17 protein-coding genes are annotated in these 17,007 nt (G+C 54.6%); 15 read left to right on the top strand and 2 right to left on the bottom strand.

What is annotated here, in order from left to right:
- The first annotated feature begins 6 nt into the window (after positions 1 to 6).
- Genes gloA through PHX60_RS01730 form a run of 11 tightly spaced genes read left to right on the top strand, consistent with a single transcriptional unit; the run spans position 7 to position 10,864 of the window.
- Complete coding sequence (gene gloA / locus PHX60_RS01780; RefSeq protein ID WP_300073840.1) at positions 7 to 420, top strand: lactoylglutathione lyase; 414 nt, start codon at positions 7 to 9, stop codon at positions 418 to 420.
- Between the two features lie 23 nt (positions 421 to 443).
- Positions 444 to 1,091 carry a pyridoxamine 5'-phosphate oxidase gene (pdxH, locus tag PHX60_RS01775; RefSeq protein WP_300073837.1) on the top strand — a complete coding sequence of 216 codons (648 nt, stop codon included), beginning with the start codon at positions 444 to 446 and terminating at the stop codon, positions 1,089 to 1,091.
- 27 nt (positions 1,092 to 1,118) lie between these two features.
- On the top strand, positions 1,119 to 1,451 hold the full coding sequence (locus tag PHX60_RS01770) for an STAS domain-containing protein (protein ID WP_300073834.1): 333 nt from the start codon (positions 1,119 to 1,121) through the stop codon (positions 1,449 to 1,451).
- Between the two features lie 27 nt (positions 1,452 to 1,478).
- Positions 1,479 to 3,644 carry a chemotaxis protein CheA gene (locus PHX60_RS01765; protein WP_300073831.1) on the top strand — a complete coding sequence of 722 codons (2,166 nt, stop codon included), beginning with the start codon at positions 1,479 to 1,481 and terminating at the stop codon, positions 3,642 to 3,644.
- 14 nt (positions 3,645 to 3,658) lie between these two features.
- Positions 3,659 to 5,314, top strand: a complete 1,656-nt coding sequence (locus PHX60_RS01760; protein WP_300073828.1) for a methyl-accepting chemotaxis protein — start codon at positions 3,659 to 3,661, stop codon at positions 5,312 to 5,314.
- Positions 5,301 to 5,870: a chemotaxis protein CheW gene (locus tag PHX60_RS01755; protein WP_300073825.1), complete on the top strand. Its 570-nt coding sequence runs from the start codon at positions 5,301 to 5,303 to the stop codon at positions 5,868 to 5,870. Before PHX60_RS01760 ends, PHX60_RS01755 begins: the two co-directional genes overlap by 14 nt.
- Before the next feature lie 16 nt (positions 5,871 to 5,886).
- Positions 5,887 to 6,768, top strand: a complete 882-nt coding sequence (locus tag PHX60_RS01750) for a protein-glutamate O-methyltransferase CheR (protein WP_300073822.1) — start codon at positions 5,887 to 5,889, stop codon at positions 6,766 to 6,768.
- Complete coding sequence (locus PHX60_RS01745; protein WP_300073819.1) at positions 6,765 to 7,781, top strand: site-specific integrase; 1,017 nt, start codon at positions 6,765 to 6,767, stop codon at positions 7,779 to 7,781. The genes PHX60_RS01750 and PHX60_RS01745 overlap by 4 nt, the downstream gene beginning before the upstream one ends.
- Before the next feature lie 46 nt (positions 7,782 to 7,827).
- Positions 7,828 to 9,135 carry an NYN domain-containing protein gene (locus tag PHX60_RS01740; protein ID WP_300073816.1) on the top strand — a complete coding sequence of 436 codons (1,308 nt, stop codon included), beginning with the start codon at positions 7,828 to 7,830 and terminating at the stop codon, positions 9,133 to 9,135.
- 15 nt (positions 9,136 to 9,150) lie between these two features.
- On the top strand, positions 9,151 to 10,206 hold the full coding sequence (locus PHX60_RS01735; protein WP_300073813.1) for a methionine ABC transporter ATP-binding protein: 1,056 nt from the start codon (positions 9,151 to 9,153) through the stop codon (positions 10,204 to 10,206).
- A complete protein-coding gene (locus tag PHX60_RS01730) occupies positions 10,199 to 10,864 on the top strand; it encodes a methionine ABC transporter permease (RefSeq protein ID WP_300073810.1) in 666 nt (221 codons plus the stop codon). The genes PHX60_RS01735 and PHX60_RS01730 overlap by 8 nt, the downstream gene beginning before the upstream one ends.
- A gap of 23 nt (positions 10,865 to 10,887) precedes the next feature.
- Here PHX60_RS01730 and PHX60_RS01725 read toward each other — a convergent pair whose 3' ends face one another.
- Positions 10,888 to 11,673, bottom strand: coding sequence for a MetQ/NlpA family ABC transporter substrate-binding protein (locus tag PHX60_RS01725; protein ID WP_300073805.1), 786 nt, complete (start codon positions 11,671 to 11,673; stop codon positions 10,888 to 10,890).
- Positions 11,674 to 11,795: 122 nt separating this feature from the next.
- Positions 11,796 to 12,314, bottom strand: a complete 519-nt coding sequence (locus tag PHX60_RS01720) for a GNAT family N-acetyltransferase (RefSeq protein ID WP_300073802.1) — start codon at positions 12,312 to 12,314, stop codon at positions 11,796 to 11,798.
- A 121-nt stretch (positions 12,315 to 12,435) separates the two neighbouring features.
- On the opposite strand from PHX60_RS01720, the gene PHX60_RS01715 reads away from it, so the two are divergent.
- From PHX60_RS01715 to PHX60_RS01700, 4 genes are all read left to right on the top strand, one after another.
- Positions 12,436 to 12,864, top strand: a complete 429-nt coding sequence (locus PHX60_RS01715) for a single-stranded DNA-binding protein (protein ID WP_300073798.1) — start codon at positions 12,436 to 12,438, stop codon at positions 12,862 to 12,864.
- A gap of 93 nt (positions 12,865 to 12,957) precedes the next feature.
- Positions 12,958 to 13,395 (top strand): response regulator, encoded by a 438-nt coding sequence (locus PHX60_RS01710; RefSeq protein WP_300073795.1) that lies wholly within the window; start codon positions 12,958 to 12,960, stop codon positions 13,393 to 13,395.
- A gap of 70 nt (positions 13,396 to 13,465) precedes the next feature.
- Positions 13,466 to 15,394 (top strand): methyl-accepting chemotaxis protein, encoded by a 1,929-nt coding sequence (locus PHX60_RS01705; RefSeq protein ID WP_300073792.1) that lies wholly within the window; start codon positions 13,466 to 13,468, stop codon positions 15,392 to 15,394.
- Between the two features lie 14 nt (positions 15,395 to 15,408).
- Complete coding sequence (locus tag PHX60_RS01700) at positions 15,409 to 16,989, top strand: chemotaxis protein CheW (protein ID WP_300073789.1); 1,581 nt, start codon at positions 15,409 to 15,411, stop codon at positions 16,987 to 16,989.
- Positions 16,990 to 17,007: the final 18 nt, after the last annotated feature.

Raw genomic sequence — 17,007 nt, 5'->3', positions numbered from 1 at the left:
AACACTATGCGAATCCTCCACACCATGCTGCGCGTTGGCAACCTGCAACGCTCTATCGACTTCTACACCCAAGTCTTAGGGATGCAACTGCTACGCACCTCCGAGAACCCCGAGTACCAATACACCTTGGCTTTTTTAGGCTTCGATGGCGGCAACCCCGGCCAAGCGGAGTTGGAACTTACCTACAACTGGGGCACCGAGCAGTATGAACACGGCAGCGCCTATGGCCATATCGCCATTGGCGTACCCGATGCCTACGCCGCCTGCGACAAAATCCGTGCTGCCGGGGGTAACATCACGCGCGAAGCCGGGCCGGTCAAAGGCGGTAGCACCGTCATTGCCTTTGTTACCGACCCCGATGGCTACAAAATCGAACTCATCCAACGTACCGAGACTGCCGCTGGCACCGGTTTGCGCTGAACAGCAGCGAGGAATTGATTGCAATGACCACCCCCTCCGCCTCGATTGCCCACTTGCGTAAAAGCTACGAACGCGCCGAACTGAACGAAGAAGCCTCGCACGCCAAGCCGCTAGACCAATTTGCCCATTGGCTGCAAGAGGCCATCCAAGCCGAACTGCCCGAACCCAACGCCATGACCGTGGCTACCGTCGGCAACGATTTGCGCCCCAGCACGCGCGTGGTACTCATCAAAGGCTACGACGAACGCGGCATTGTCTGGTACACCAACTACGACAGCCGCAAAGGCCGCGAACTGGCAGGCAACCCCTATGCCGCGCTGCAATTCCATTGGGTAGAGTTGGAGCGCGTGGTGCGTATCGAAGGGCGCATGGAAAAAGTCAGCGCCGAAGAAAGTGATACGTATTTTCATAGCCGTCCGCTAGACTCGCGCATTGGTGCTTGGGCCAGCCCCCAAAGCCAAGTCATTGCCGGGCGCAGTGTGCTGGTTGCCAACGCTGCCAAATATGGGGCGCAATTTCTGTTACAACCACCGCGTCCAGAACACTGGGGCGGCTATCGCTTACTGCCAGAGCAATGGGAGTTTTGGCAAGGCCGCAAAAGTCGCCTGCACGATCGGCTACGCTACCGCCAAGACCAAGGTGTTTGGGTGCGCGAGCGCTTGGCTCCTTAAATGCCTTAATGTCGGAGAACAGTCATCATGGAAATCATTCGGGAGCCATCGGGCGATAAACACTGTCTCCATCTGCGCGGCGATTGCAACATTTACCACGCCGAGTCGTTGCGTGCAGCGCTGCTAGAAATTTTACGTACCCCGGTGTCGTTTGATGTAGATTTGTCCAATGTCACTGAAATAGACACCGCTGGCCTACAAGTGCTGATGGCCGCTAAAAACCATGCGCGCGCGCATGGCGTAGAGTTGCGCTTGCTCGGCCACAGTCCAGCGGTACTAGAACTCATCGAAATTTATGACTTGGCCGCTTGGCTGGGCGATCCCTTGGTGGTGGCTGCTGCTGCCAGCCACCCTGCATAAGCGCAACCCCGCACAAAGGCCCGTTTCATGGATCTGAACGACGCATTACAGACCTTTTTTGAAGAAAGTCGGGGCTTGCTTACCGACATGGAAGCCGCCCTGATTCACCTAGAGCAGGTGCCCAGCGACCCAGAAGCCATTAATGCCGTGTTTCGGGCTGCCCACACCATCAAAGGAGCCGCCGGTCTGTTTGGCTTGGATGACATAGTGTTATTCACCCACCACCTCGAAACCCTGTTGGTGCTGGTGCGTGAAGAAACCCTCAAACTCGACAGCGATTTAATCGGTTTATTGCTACAAAGTGGCGACCATGTAGGCCATTTACTCGATGCGATGGCCGCCGGTGGCCTGCGTACCGATACACTCATCCACCAAGAGCAGCAATTGTTGGCCCAATTGCAATTGGCCTGTGGCGCGGTGGGCGGTGCCGTGCAGGTTGCCAGCTTGCCCAAAATAGATTTTAATAACCCCGAAAGCCTCAATAGCAACGAATTGTGGCATTTGTCACTGCGCTTTTCTGCGGGTGTGATGCAGCAAGGCTTTGAACCAGCATCGTTTATTCACCACCTGAGTACGCTGGGGCGTATTGTGCAAATCAGCACTCTGACGCACGCACTCCCGGCTTTAAGCGAAATGAATCCAGAAAATTGCTATCTGGGTTTTGAAATTCGCTTTGCCAGCCACGCCAGCAAAAGTGAAATTGAAGGTGTATTTGAATTTGTCAGTGACGACTGCGAATTGCGTATTTTACCACCTGATAGTTTGGTAGAAGATTATTTGCGCCTGATAGACGAGTTGCCCGCCGACCGCATGTTATTGGGCGAGATTTTGCTGGCCTGCGGTGCCGTTACCGACCAAGAACTGCAACGCGCCTTGCTAGAGCAAGCCCAAGCCCCTGATGAAGAGCGCCATGCGCTGGGCGAAATTTTGATTGAAGAGCAGGCCGTAGCGCCTGAATTGGTGCAAGGCGCGATTGGGCGACAAAATGAATTACGCCAACGCCAAGCCCAAGAAGCCAAACTTATTCGGGTACATTCCGATAAACTCGATGCCCTGATTAACCGCGTGGCCGAATTGATTATTGCCAGTTCATCGGTAGGCGTGTTGGCTCGGCAGCACAAAGACCGACCGATGCGCGAAGCGGCCTCACTCGTATCGCGCCTGACCGAGCAGGTACGTGATGGGGCCATGATGCTACGCATGGTAGAAATCGGTGAAACTTTTAACCGTTTTAAGCGTTTGGTACGCGATGTTTCTAAAGAAACCGGTAAAGAAATTGAACTGCATATCAGCGGTGCCGACACCGAATTAGATAAAATTTTAGTGGATAAAATTGCCGACCCTCTAACCCATTTGGTGCGTAATGCCATCGACCACGGTATTGAGCCACCCACTGTGCGCGTGCAACGTGGTAAACCCGCTGCGGGGCGCTTAGAATTACGCGCCTACCACGAGGCTGGCATTATTGGCATCGAAGTTGGTGACGATGGCGCAGGTTTAAACCGTGAACGCATTATTGCCAAAGGCATACAAAAGGGCTTAATTGCTGCCGATGCCGAATTAAGCGATGCCCAAGTTTGGGATTTAATTTTTGAGCCAGGATTTTCTACCGCAGAACAAGTCAGCAACCTGTCTGGGCGTGGTGTCGGTATGGATGTGGTCAAACGCAACATCGAAGCCCTGCGCGGCAGCATAGACATTGAAAACCGCCCCGGTCACGGAGCCACCTTCCGTATTCGCTTGCCCCTGACCTTGGCGATTGTAGATGGCTTTTTAATGTCGGTCAGTGATTCGCATTATGTGGTGCCACTGGATGTCGTCATCGAATGCGTGCAACTCAAGCCCGATGTAAAAAATTATGTCAGTCTGCGCGGCGAAGTTTTACCCTTGCTCAGGCTACGGCAACATTTTAGCTTAGCACCACGCGAATTGCGCCGCGAAAACATCGTGGTGGTGCAGGTAGGTGGGCGTAAAATGGGCTTGGTAGTCGATCAGCTCAAAGGCGAGTTGCAAGCAGTGATTAAACCCCTTGGCCCACTGATTGATGGATTGCCCGGAATTTCTGGTTCTGCGGTGCTGGGCACCGGCGAAGTCGCATTAATGCTCGATATACAGCAATTAATTCACCAAGCCACGCTCCCAGTGGCAGATTTATCTCATCAGGCAAAAACAGCAGCCATCACCCTTCATTAAAATAGGAAATTTGCATGTTAAACAATTTGCGTATTGGTCTGCGTTTAGGGCTTGGGTTCTTTCTGGTGATTGCTGCCACTATGACGATGGTGGTATTATTGATGTTAGAGTTGGATAAATTTAACGATGGCACCCAGGTTTTGGTGGATAGGCGTTTCCCCAATGTGGTGGTCTCTAACCAAATGATTGATGGCCTCAATGCAGCGAACATTGCCATGAGAAACATTCTTTTGGCAGAAAATGATGAAGCCACCAAGCAAGAGAAGCAAAACATTGCCAATGTGCGTCAAAAATTCACGGAAGTTTTGGCAGTTTTAGATAAAAATGTACAATCCGAAGAGGGAAAGCGATTTTTGGTCATTATCAAAGAGAATCGTGCCCAATACGGAAATAATTTAGAAAAATTTTTACAACTGGTGGCCAATGGCCAAAAAGAAGAAGCAAAAATATTGCTGCTGGGTGATTTACAGAAAGCCATGAATCCCTACCAAAAATCGGTAGAAGACATGATTTATTTCCAGACAAAATTGGTAGAAAAAGCAGGCAAAGATGCGGATGCCCAATACCAAGCTTCAGAAAAATTAATGATTGGCTTGGCCTGCGGTGTCGTGCTGTCGGCCTTGCTTTCTGCCTTCTTGGTGACACGCAGCGTCACCCGTCCGATTGCCGAGGCCACCCAAGTTGCTAGTTTGCTGGCTGGCGGTGATTTGAGTGTGCAAATTAATCCACAAGGCCGGGACGAAGTCGCACAATTACAAGAAGCCATGCAAAATATGGTGGGCAAACTTTCGCAAATTATCACCGATGTGCGTGCCGCCTCGGACAACCTTTCTTCTGCTTCAGAAGAAATTTCGGCCACAGCCCAATCTTTATCCCAAGGCGCAACCGAACAAGCCGCCAGCGTAGAAGAAATTTCTTCTACCTTAGATGAATCCAGCGCCTCGGTACAGCAAAACTCAGAAAATGCCCGTGTAACCGATGGCATGGCAACCCAAGCTGCCCAAGATGCAGGCCAAGGTGGCGAAGCCGTGAAGCAAACGGTGCAGGCTATGAAAAGCATTGCCAGCAAAATCGGTATTATTGATGATATTGCCTACCAAACCAATTTATTAGCGCTGAATGCTGCGATTGAAGCGGCCCGCGCTGGTGAACATGGCAAAGGTTTTGCCGTCGTCGCCGATGAAGTACGAAAATTGGCCGAGCGCAGTCAAGAAGCAGCACAAGAAATTGGCGAATTGGCCAGCAATTCAGTGGACCAAGCCGAACGCGCGGGCAAACTGTTAGAAGAAATGGTGCCCACTATCCGTAAAACTTCGGATTTGGTGAAAGAAATTGCAGCCGCCAGCGAGGAACAAAGCAGCGGTGTTGGGCAAATTAATGCAGCAGTGGGTCAACTCAACCAAACTACCCAGCAAAGCGCTTCCGCCAGTGAAGAATTGGCTGCCACTGCCGAAGAAATGAGTTCGCAAGCAGAACAGTTACAGCAACTCATGGCTTTCTTTAAACTCAGCGCCCACGAAACCAGCATGATGGGCAAGCCGCCGTCTGAACACCACGCAGCGCACAAGCCTGCCGGAAAACCGTCCCCTAAAAAGCCATTGCAAACTATGCCTGCACGGCGCACCGCTGTCGCCAAAGGTTCGCCGGGGGCTGATTTTGTCCGCTTCTGATTCTTTATCGTTGGCAGCATCCAGCAGACCCTTGCTCAAAGCAGCGCCTGCTGGGGCTTTGCTACTGGCTCCCTCTGGGCCTAAAAAGTACCTCAGCTTTACCCTGAATGGTGAGCTGTATGCCATCACCATCGAACAAATTAAAGAAATTATCGGTCTTCGGCCTATCACGACCGTACCGATGATGCCCAACTACCTGCGCGGCATTATTAATTTACGCGGTATGGTGGTACCCGTGCTAGACTTGGCGCAACGCTTTGGCATGGAGACGATAAGCACTGGAAAGCGTAACTGCATTGTTATTTTAGAAATTCCGCTGTATTCTGAATTTCCTGAGCAGCGCCACACTTTAGGTTTTGTGGTAGATATGGTGAATGCAGTCATGGATATTTCTCCTGCCGCTATTGAACCTGCCCCCAGCTTTGGTACCCCCATACGGCCTGATTTTTTGCAAGGCATTGCCAAAGTGAAGGAAAAATTCATTCTTTTGCTCAATATCCAACGGGTTATTATGCTAGAAGAACTCAATGCCATGCGCTCTATCACTAAAGGCTAGTTAAAGGGCCTGTGGCATGTTGATAAAATACAAAGAATGGGATGGTAATGCCCCCGCAGGTTTGATATTATCAGACCACGATTTCAACCAATTTCGGCATTGGATTTTTGAAATTTCCGGAATTTCAATGGGGCCAAGTAAAAAAGCTTTGGTGGCAGGGCGATTAGCACGCCGCGTGCAACACCACGGCTTGCGTAGTTTTCATGCTTACTTTGAGCATTTACACCGTGATACCGCAGAACACCAAATAGCGATTGACCTGCTTACCACCAACGAAACCCATTTTTTTCGGGAGCCACGCCATTTTGAATTGTTGCGTGATGTGGTATTGCCTGGTCATACGGGCGCGCATCCGCTACGCATTTGGAGTGCAGCATCTTCTACCGGGCAAGAGGCTTATAGTATTGCCATGCTATTGGCCCATACCTTGGGACAAACACCTTGGGAGGTATTTGGTTCAGATTTATCGACCCGCGTGCTAGAACAAGCCTGTTCGGCTTTGTACGATATAGCAATGGCCCGAGAAATTCCTGAAGATTTTTTACGCAAATTTTGCCTGAAAGGGGTAGGCGCACAAGCTGGACGCTTTTTAATTGCCCCCGAAGTGACGGCGCATGTCTATTTTTCTCAAATTAATTTAAACCAAGAACTGCCCAATGTGGGTGATTTTGATGTAATTTTTTTACGCAATGTGCTGATTTATTTTAACGAAGAAACCAAACGGGGTGTCATTGATAGATTGCAAAAAAAACTGCGCCCCGGTGGCTGGTTTTTTGTTGGCCATTCTGAAAGCCTGAATGGTGTCAATCCAGCACTAGAATCTTATGGCTATTCGGTCTATCGCAAACGGGTACCGGGTGCGCCACCGGCACCGCCCCCAAAACGGAGGCACACATGAGCGCTGCTGTGGCACCTACCCCGCCCAGCGGGCCAGCGGTTTTTTTACAGTGGCTAGAAGCGCAAAAAAACGGCCATACCGCCCGCCGTTTGGGCGCGCAGCCTTTGGCGGTGTACCAAGACATCTGGAACGCTTGGTTAGAGAGCCTGCAACCTGCCGCGTTGGAGTGGCAGCAAGCACAAATCGAAGATGTGGCACGCTTTTTACGCATCCGCGCTGGCCAACGCGCGCACCACCAGCCCGACCGGCAATTGAGCGAAGTCACGCGCCGACGCTATTGGCGCGTGTTAGACCGGGTTTATGCCTACGCCGTGCAGCAGGGTTTGCTGGCGCGCAGCCCGGTGACCGCTTTGCCCAAAACCGAGCGCCCCAAAGCCGTGGACCAATTAGGCCATTGTCTGCCACCAGCCTTGTGGGCGCAACTGCCCTTGCAATTTCCGGCCAGCGATAGTTTGCAAGGCGCACGCGACCGGGCTATTTTGCTGCTGCTGTACGAACTGGCTTTGGCCCCAGAAGAAGTCCGCACCCTGCGCGATGAAGGCTTGCTCGATGAAAACCGCATCCCCATCGCTTTGGATGCCGCAGCGCCCCCAGCGCCAGCGGCCTTACGTCTTGAGGGCGCACGCAAGGCCCAGCAGCGCATTTTGACTTTGCCGCCCGCCGTAGGCACGGCCTTGGCCGATTGGCTACGTTATCGGCGCGCGCACCAGCCAGAACCCAGCGGCTTGTTGTTTTACTCGCGCAAGGGTGGCAGGCCCTTGTCGGTGCGTGCCTTGTTCCATGTGGCGGCCAAAATCATCCACCAAGCCCATGCCGCCCAAGACCCCAACAGCCAAACCTATCCTTTGCAACGGGTGGGGCCACAGGTGCTACGCAACACCGCCATTGTGCAATGGTTGCGCGCTGGCATGGCCGAGGCCGAAGTGGTGCGCCGTATTGGGGTCGATGGCGTGCGCGCTTTAGACCATTTGCGCCATCAAGTAGCGTGGCCTGAAACATTTTTTCGTTCGTAAGCCCTAGGGACAGGCACAATCGCCCTTTGTTATATATATTTTCTTCATGAAAAGCGCTCTTTTTATTGATTTTGACAACGTTTATAGCGCCCTGCGCCGTTTAGACATCCACTATGCCGAACGTTTTGCCCGCCAACCGCTAGACTGGTTGCACTGGCTGACCGATAGCCTGCCCCTGCCCGCCCATGCGCCTTTAGGGGCCAAGGGCCGCCGTTTGCTGGTGCGCCGCTGCTATTTCAACCCGCATGTCTATCAACGCTTTCGGCCCCACTTTAACCGTGCTGGCTTTGAGACCATCGACTGCCCGCCCATGACCACCGAGGGCAAAACCAGCACCGACATCCACATGGTGTTGGACATGGTAGAACTGCTGCAACACGAAACCCGGTTTGATGAATTTATTGTGTTCTCTGCCGATGCCGACTTTACGCCGGTGCTGCGTAAATTGCGCCGCAGTGACCGGCGCACCACCGTGCTGGCGGTGGGCTTTCCTTCGGCGGCTTACCAAGCCTCGGCAGACTTGCTGATTGACACCGATAGCTTTGTACGCGATGCCTTGGGCGAAAGCGATGATCCCCACGAGAACATCCCCCCCACCTTGGCACCCGCCCCCAGCCGCTACAGTTACCAGCCCCCTGCACACCACTGGATGCCCCCGGCAGAGTTGTCGATACCGATAGCCACGTCAGACCCGCAAGAATGGGAAACCATGCGCGAGGCGGCCACGCAAATCATCCGCCAAGAAGTCGAAACTTCGGACTTGGCTGTGCCTTTGGCACGCTTGGCCAGCCGTTTGCCCACACAAGTGCAAGGCTTAGATGGCAGCAGCTGGGCGGGCTTGGGTAGTTTTAGGCGTTTTATTGAAACGCTCTCGTTGTCGCCCTTGTTGCTAGACTGGTCACATTCGGGAGGCTATTTGTACGACCCGCAACGCCACGCTCGCCCCATGCCGCCCACCAGCCGCGATGGCACTTTAGACAGTGCCGATCCGCAATTGGTACGCCAAATTTGCGATGCCACCGAGGCACCGCGTTTAGGCCGGGCCGATTGGCGGCAACTGTGGCAAGCCATCGCCGATGACTTGGCCCAACAACCGTTCCATCTGCGCGACACCGGCAAACGGGTGCGCGACTTGTGCCGTTTGGCCCAATGCGACATCAGCCGCGAAGAGGTGAACTGGGTCTTGCGTGGCCTTTTAATGGGCGGGCACCAGTTTGCACCCGGCCAAAATACCACGCAGCAACTGGCACAGCAAATGGCGCAAAACTTGGACAAACTCTGCACGCGTGAAGAACTGTGGCTCGATGAAAATCAGCGCACGACTCTTTACGATTGGGTGGGCGCAGACTGCTGAAGCAACCTTGGCACCATGATTGATTTACGTGGCATTACCCAGATTTACCCCGGCCCACAAGGCCCGGTTGAAGCCCTGCGCGGGGTAGATTTACGCATTTTGCCGGGCGAAGTGTTTGGCATTATTGGACGCAGTGGTGCAGGCAAAAGCTCGCTGGTGCGTGTTATCAACCTGCTCAATCGCCCTACCCAAGGCGAGGTGATTGTGGCCGGGCACAACTTAGCCCAACTCAATGAGGCCCAACTGCGCGCAGCACGGCGCGATATTGGCATGGTGTTTCAGCATTTCAACCTCTTGTCGTCGCGCACCGTGTTTGACAATGTAGCGCTGCCGCTGGAACTGGCCCATATGCCACGCCCAGCCATTCGCCAACGGGTTTTGCCCTTGTTAGAACTGGTGGGCTTAACTGCTTTGGCCGACCGCTACCCAGCGCAAATCAGCGGTGGGCAAAAGCAACGTGTGGGCATTGCCCGTGCTTTGGCCAGTCGGCCCAAGGTCTTGCTCAGCGATGAGGCCACCTCGGCCCTAGACCCCGAGACTACTGGCTCGATTTTGTCGTTACTGCGGCAAGTCAACCGCGAATTGGGCCTGACCGTGGTACTGATTACGCACCAAATGCAGGTGATTAAACAGATTGCCGACCGGGTAGCCGTGATGGATGCAGGCCGAATTGTGGAACAAGGGCCGGTACTAGACCTCTTTACCGCCCCACAACAAGCCATCACCCAGCGCCTGATTGACGAAATTGTGCCGCAAGAGCTGCCCGCCAGCGTGCTAACACATGTGCGGCAGTTGCAGCAACCCGCCCCCGGCTGTGCTGGCGGCTTGTGGCGTTTATCCTACGCCGGAGAGCTGGCTTACCAGCCCTTGCTATCACAACTGATTCGGATCCACGGGCTGGAGTTGTCGATTTTGCACGGCCAAATTGACGAAATCCAAGGCCAAGCCTTTGGCTCCTTGGCTATTTATGTTACTGGCGCACCAGCACAGCTGCAAGCAGCGCTGCTCCAATTGCGTAGCGATGGCGTGCGCGTGCAAGAAGTGGACATCCAAGGGGCAAGCCATGTTTGAGCATTTTTCGGCCATGATGTTAGAACTGTTTGCCACCTCCTTGTGGGAAACGCTGCTGATGGTGGCGGTATCCGGGCTTGCTGGTGCGCTGATTGGCATTCCTTTGGGGGTATTTTTACGCCTGACCGACCAAGGTGGCATTTTGGAAAACCGCCTGTTCAATAAAAGCGTGGGCGGCATCGTCAATGCGGTGCGCTCTACGCCGTTTATTATTTTGTTGGTGGCGATTATTCCGTTCACACGCTTGCTCACAGGCTCCTCGATTGGCACTGCCGCAGCCATTGTGCCCCTCACCCTGACAGCCGCCCCGTTTGTGGCCCGTTTGGTCGAGTCTGCCTTGCGCGAAGTGGACCACGGCTTGGTCGAGGCCGCCCAATCCATGGGAGCCACCACCAGCCAGATTGTCTATAAAGTGCTGCTGCCCGAGGCCATGCCCGGCATCGTGGCCGGTCTAACCATCACCTTGGTCAGCCTGACCGGCTACTCGGCGATGGCAGGTGCTATCGGTGGCGGTGGCTTGGGCGACTTGGGCATCCGTTACGGCTACCAACGCTTTTTGCCCGATGTCATGCTGGCCGTGGTGTTGGTGCTGATTTTGTTTGTGCAAGCCATCCAAAGCTTGGGCGATTGGGTAGTGCGGCGTTTAAGCCACCGCTAACTGCCCCAACTTGCCCCAAGCATTTAGAACGCTGGTACGACTGCGCCTTTGTACTTCTCTTGGATGAACTTCTTCACCTCGGGGGTACGCAGCGCCTTGACCAGTTTTTGAATCACGGGGTCGTTGGCACGGTCGGCACGCGCAGCAATGATGTTCACGTAAGGCGATTCAGCCCCCTCAATAAACAGCGCATCTTTGGTGGGGTTGAGCTTGGCCTCGATGGCATAGTTGGTGTTAATCAAAGCCACATCCACATCGGCTAAAGCGCGCGGCAGCAAAGCGGCCTCTAGCTCACGGAACTTGAGCTTCTTCGGGTTTTTAACAATGTCAATCGGCGTGGCGGTGATGTTTTTTGGGTCTTTCAATTCAATCAGACCCTGTTTTTGCAATAGCAACAAGGCGCGGCCACCGTTGGAGGGGTCATTCGGGATAGCCACTACAGCCCCGTCTTTCAGGTCTTTGATGTGCTTGATTTTTTGCGAATAAGCGCCAAACGGCTCCACATGGATGCCCCCGTTGGGCACTTGCACCAAGCTGCTCTTGCGGTCTTTGTTGTAGCTGTTCAGGTAGGGCTGGTGTTGGAAGAAGTTGGCATCGAGTTGCTTATCTTCCACGGCGGCATTGGGCTGTACATAGTCGCTGAACTCGCGCACTTGCAAATCTACCCCTTGGGCTTGTAGCTGTGGTTTCACAAATTGGAGCAACTCGGCGTGCGGCACGGCGGTAGCAGCCACCTTGAGCACATCGGCAGCTTGGCTGCTCAGGGCCAACACGGCCAAGGCCAGAGCAGAGAGGGTCTTTTTCAGCATAGCAAAACTTTCATGAAAAAACGGGGTGGGTGAAAACGTTGTAGGTTAGTACGTGTGATGCCGTTTGGAAAATATTCTTTTGTGATAAGCACTTACGAGTTACGCTAGGTGCATCACCGGCCCTAGACGCTATCGAGCTGCCGCTGCATCCATACCAAATCCAACCAGCGGCCAAACTTGGTGCCTACTTGGGGCATGTAGCCGGTTTGGCTAAAGCCCAATTGGCGGTGCAGTGCGATGGATGGCGCATTGCCCGCCTCAATCGCAGCCACCATCACATGCTTGCCCAGTTGTTGCGCTTGCAACATCAGCGCCTGCATCAGGGCCTTGCCGATGCCGCTACCTTGCGCCTTGGGATGCACATACACAGAATGCTCTACCGTGTGCCGGTAGCCATCAAAAGCGCGCCAGTCGCCAAAGCTGGCGTAGCCTAACACCTGCTGTTGGGCATCTACTGCCACCAACACCGGATAGCCCATTTTTTGCCGCTCGGCCATCCATGCCACGCGGTTGGCCGCATCCACGGTTTTTTCGTTCCAAATGGCGGTGCTGTGCAGTACCGCATGGTTGTAAATTTCTGCAATCGCAGCGGCATCACTGGCCGTGGCAGCTCTGATATTTTTACTGAAATTGAGTTGCATTTGGCGGTGTAGTAAGGCGTGCTGGCTTGGTTTTTTGCACAATGGTATATCGATAAACTGGTAAGCTTTGCTTTTCTATGCTCCTTATTCCTAGCACTCTCCCCCCTTGGGATAATTTATCATGATTGATGCCCTTATTTCAGGCAAAGTGTATGGCCAGCCTGCCCAGCGCAGCGGCAAAAACGGCAAACTGTTTGCATTGGCCAAACTACGCGCCACGGGCACCGATGGCCAAGCACAATTTATCAGCGTCATTGCCTTTGACGATGGCCCGGTGGCGGCTTTGCTGGCCCTCAAAGAGGGCGACAGCGTTGCCGTAACTGGCCCGCTGAAGGTGGCCACTTGGCAAGACAAAGAGGGCAACCACCGCCCCTCCTTAGACATCGTGGCCCAGCAAGTCATGACGGTCTATCAGGTGCGCCACAAACGCAGCGCCACCCAAGCCGAATCCGCGCCAGAGCAGCACCACCTGCCCCCCAGAGAAGATCGCTGGCCGCCCCAAAACTTGCCCGAGCGCTACGAGCCACCAGATGGCTCCATCCCGTTTTAAAACGTCCAACGTTGCTGGTAGCTGCATTCAAACGCCAGAACCCCTAAAATCACTGAAACATTCTTTAACATTTAGGCAAAAATTTTTTGGGACATGAAAAAAACCATCCTCACCATCGACGATAAAACCGACATCCGGCGCTTGGTGCGGATGACTTTAGAATTTGATGGCCACACCGTGTTAGAGGCCGCCAGCGGCCCCGAGGGCTTAGAGCTGGCCCGCACCCAGCACCCCGACCTGATTTTGCTGGATGTGATGATGCCCGGCATGGATGGCTTTGAAGTGGGGCGCATCCTGCGCGATGACCCGCAACTGAGCGCCATTCCGGTGGTGATGCTGACCGCGCTAGACGGCCAAAGCGACCGGGAAGTCGGCTTGGGCACTGGGGTAAAAGCCTACCTGAACAAGCCCTTTAGCCCGATAGATTTATTGCGCCTGATTCAGCAATTACTTACTTCTACACCAGAAGAAAATAGCGCACCAGCGCAAAATGCTACCCAGCAGCAACACAGCCATCGCCCTGCCTATTAGTTTTATGGCTGTTTTTTTCGTTTTTGCATTGTTTGCATTTTCTTGAATACCTGAATCAAAGGAGCCTACCGTGGCACTTGTCAAAAAATCTGTCTCTCCTAACGCCAGCGTAGACACCAGCCTATCGGCCAGCACTCGCAACTCGGCCAGTGCCGCCCGCGAGGCCGAAGTGCAACGCAAGCGCGCACGCACGCTGGCCAAGCAGCAACAAGCCGCCGAGCGCATTGCCGCTGCCACAGCCCAAATGTCTTCCGGCATTGCCGAAGCCGCCTCTGCTGCCGAAGAGCTCAAGCGCTCAGCCGACCAAATTGCCACCGGGGCCGAAGAAGCCGCCGGTGCAGCACAAGAATCGCTCAGTGCTTTCAAGCAAGTAGAAGTCTCGGTGGCGCGCCAGCTGCAAAATGCCGAGCAAAGCCGCCTTAAATCCGAAGGCTGCCAAGCGCTGGTGCTCAAAGCCAGCGGCGAAGTGGTCACCTTGGTGAACAATGTCGCCGTGTCGGCACAGCGCCAAGGCTCTTCGGTAACGATGGTGGCCGAGCTAGAAAAGCAAGCCGCCAACATTGGTGACATCGTCAAAGCCGTGGCGCGCATTGCCGACCAAACCAACCTGCTGGCCCTCAACGCCGCGATTGAAGCCGCCCGTGCCGGTCAACATGGCAAGGGCTTTGCCGTAGTGGCCGACGAAGTGCGTACCTTGGCCGAAACTTCGGAAAAAAGCGCCAAGCAAATCCAAGGCTTGGTGGCCCAAATCCAACAAGAAGTCAAAGTGATTGCCGATGGCATTGGTCAATCGGCCAAAACCGTCGAAGCCGAAGCCGAAAACGGCAAAACCATCAACCAGCAGCTTGAGCGCATTCGCTCCGAAATGGTTGAAATCGTCAAGGGTGTGGGCGAAATTGCTACCGGTGCGGTGCAATCGGCAGCGGCCACGCGCCAGGCCCTCAAAGGCTCCGAAGACATCGCTACTGCCGCCGAAGAGCAATCTGCTGCCGCTGAAGAAGCCGCCAAAACCGTGGCTGAACAAACGCAAGCCTTGTCGCAAAGCGAACAAGCCGCTGCCAGCCTGTCCGAATTGGCCGAAGACCTGAAAAAATCCACCGACGTGGCCAAAAGTGCCGAAGAAGTGGCCTCAGCCGCCGAAGAATTGTCGGCAGCGGTGCAAGAAATCAGCCGTTCAGGCGCGCAAATTGCCGCCGCGATTGAGCAAATTCGCAAGGGTGCCGAAGTGCAATCGGCAGGTGCAGAAGAATCTGCCGCCGCTATCACGCAAATTGACCGAGGTGCCCAAGTGGCGGTGCAACGCGGTACCTCCAACACCGAAAAAGTGGCCGGTATCCGCAAACTCCTGACCGAAAACAAGGCCACCGTCAACAGTTTGGTCGCCAGCATTTTGTCTTCGGCTGAAGCTACGCGCCTCAATATCAAGCAAGTCAAAGAACTAGAACTGGTGTCGCGCCGCATTGACAAAATTGTCGATGCGATTGCCACCGTCTCCATCCAAACCAATATGCTGGCCGTCAATGGCTCGATTGAAGCCGCCCGTGCTGGCGAGTTTGGCAAGGGCTTTGTCGTCGTAGCCACCGATATTCGCAATTTGGCGCAAGATTCCGCCGAAAATGCCGACCGTATCAAAGACTTGGTCAAGGCCGTGCAAGACCAAATTGGGCTAGTAGGGCGCGATTTAGACGAAATTGTTGCCACCGCCACCGCTGAAGTTGAAAAAGCCAAGGCCACTTCGAGCAACCTCGATGCGATTGAAGTAGATATTGCCGAAGTAGAGCGCGGTGCTGCCGAAATTCTCACTGCCTCGACTGAAATTGGTGCCGCTATTGCCCAAGTCAAACGCGGTATTGAGCAAATTTCTTCCGCCTCCGAAGAAGCCTCTAAAGCAGCTGACGAAGCCGCAATGGCCGCACGCCAACAATCGCAAGGTGCCGAGGAGCTGGCCGCCGCGATTGAAGAAGTGGCTTCGCTGGCCGACGAGCTGCAAAGCGCCTAAGGCAAAGGTCGGCTATGAGCAGCGAAACCAACCCCGAAACGGCCACGCCACTGGCCAATGGTGCCAACAGCGCGACACAAGAACAAGCGTCTGACACGCGCCAATACGTCACCTTTATGGCTGGCGATGAGGTGTTTGCCGTCGAAATGGCCCCGGTGCAAGAAATCATCCGCGTGCCCGCCGTGGTGCGCGTCCCCTTGTCGCCACCCACGCTAGAAGGCTTGGCCAATTTGCGCGGCAAAGTGCTGCCGATTGTCTCTTTGCGCCGCGCATTGGGCTTTACCGAGCGCGAATCCGATGACACCTCGCGCGCGGTAGTGATTAACATCGGCCAACCAATGGGCTTTGTGGTGGACCGCGTGGCCAGCGTGGTCGGTGTCGATGCCAGCAAAATCGAAGGGGTCGAGGGCATCCAAGGCACTGTCAATACCGAACTACTCTCGGGCCTCATTAAAGACGTGGGCGGCCATGCGATGGTGATGGTGCTGAACTTTGAAAAACTCATCGCCCAAGAGTTTTCTCAACTGACCGAGTTGTACCAACGCCAAAACAGCGGTTTGCAATCGGGCCTGAGCGCGCAACGCAGCGCCAGCGAAGAGCGCAACAGCGAAGAAGAGCTGCACTTGGTCAGTTTTGCCGTGGCCAAACAAGAGTACGCCATCGCCATCGAAGACGTACAAGAAATTGTGCAAGTGCCCGAGCAAATCGTGCAAGTGCCCCATGCCCAAGCGCATGTGCTGGGTGTGATGACACTACGCAACCGCTTGCTGCCCTTGGTGGCTTTGCGGCGCATGTTCGCTCTGCCCGAGCAATCGGCCAACGAGCAAAGCCGCATCGTGGTGGTCTCCATTCGCGGCGCGTCCGTGGGGATTGTGGTGGACAACGTCAACGAGGTGCTGCGCGTGCCTCGGCGCAATGTCGAGACCATGCCAGCCCTGTTGGCGCGCGATGGCGACATGGCCGACATCACCGATATTTGCCGCCTGTCCGATGGAAAACGCTTGGTCTCCATCGTTTCTACCGAAAATTTATTCCGCCACTCGGCCATCAAAGAGGCTTTGAGCACCGTGACCGCCACCGACGCCAACTCCACCCGTACCCGCACCGCCGATGATGCCGAGCGCAACCAAGCTGGCGACGACGAGCAAGTGGTGGTATTTCGCTTGGGCACCGAAGAGTTTGGTGTCCCGATAGACAGCGTGCAAGAAATTGTGCGCGTGCCCGAAACCCTGACCCATGTGCCCAAGGCCCCAGCTGCCGTAGAAGGCGTGATTAACCTGCGCGGCACCGTGTTGCCGGTGGTGGACTTGCGCCGCCGCTTGGGCTTGCCCACGGTCGAGCGCAACGATGGCCAGCGCATTGTGGTGTTTTTGATTCGTGGCGTGCGTACTGGCTTTATTGTCGATGCGGTGGCCGAGGTGCTGAAAGTGCCACGCCAAGCGATTGAGCCAGCCCCTTGCTTATCGAGCGAACAAGTCCAGCTGCTGGCGCGCATGGCGAACCTAGAAAAGCAAAAACGCATGTTGCAATTGATTGACCCCGACCATCTACTGAGTGCAGGCGATTTAACCTCTATGAACGATTTAGCGGGGTAAAACTTGCCGAGGATTTAC

This window comes from Giesbergeria sp. (genome assembly GCF_028686475.1).
In the GTDB taxonomy this organism is placed as follows: domain Bacteria; phylum Pseudomonadota; class Gammaproteobacteria; order Burkholderiales; family Burkholderiaceae_C; genus Simplicispira.
The sequence above is the reverse complement of the archived record's forward strand: the minus strand, read 5'-3'. Positions and strand labels throughout refer to the sequence as shown.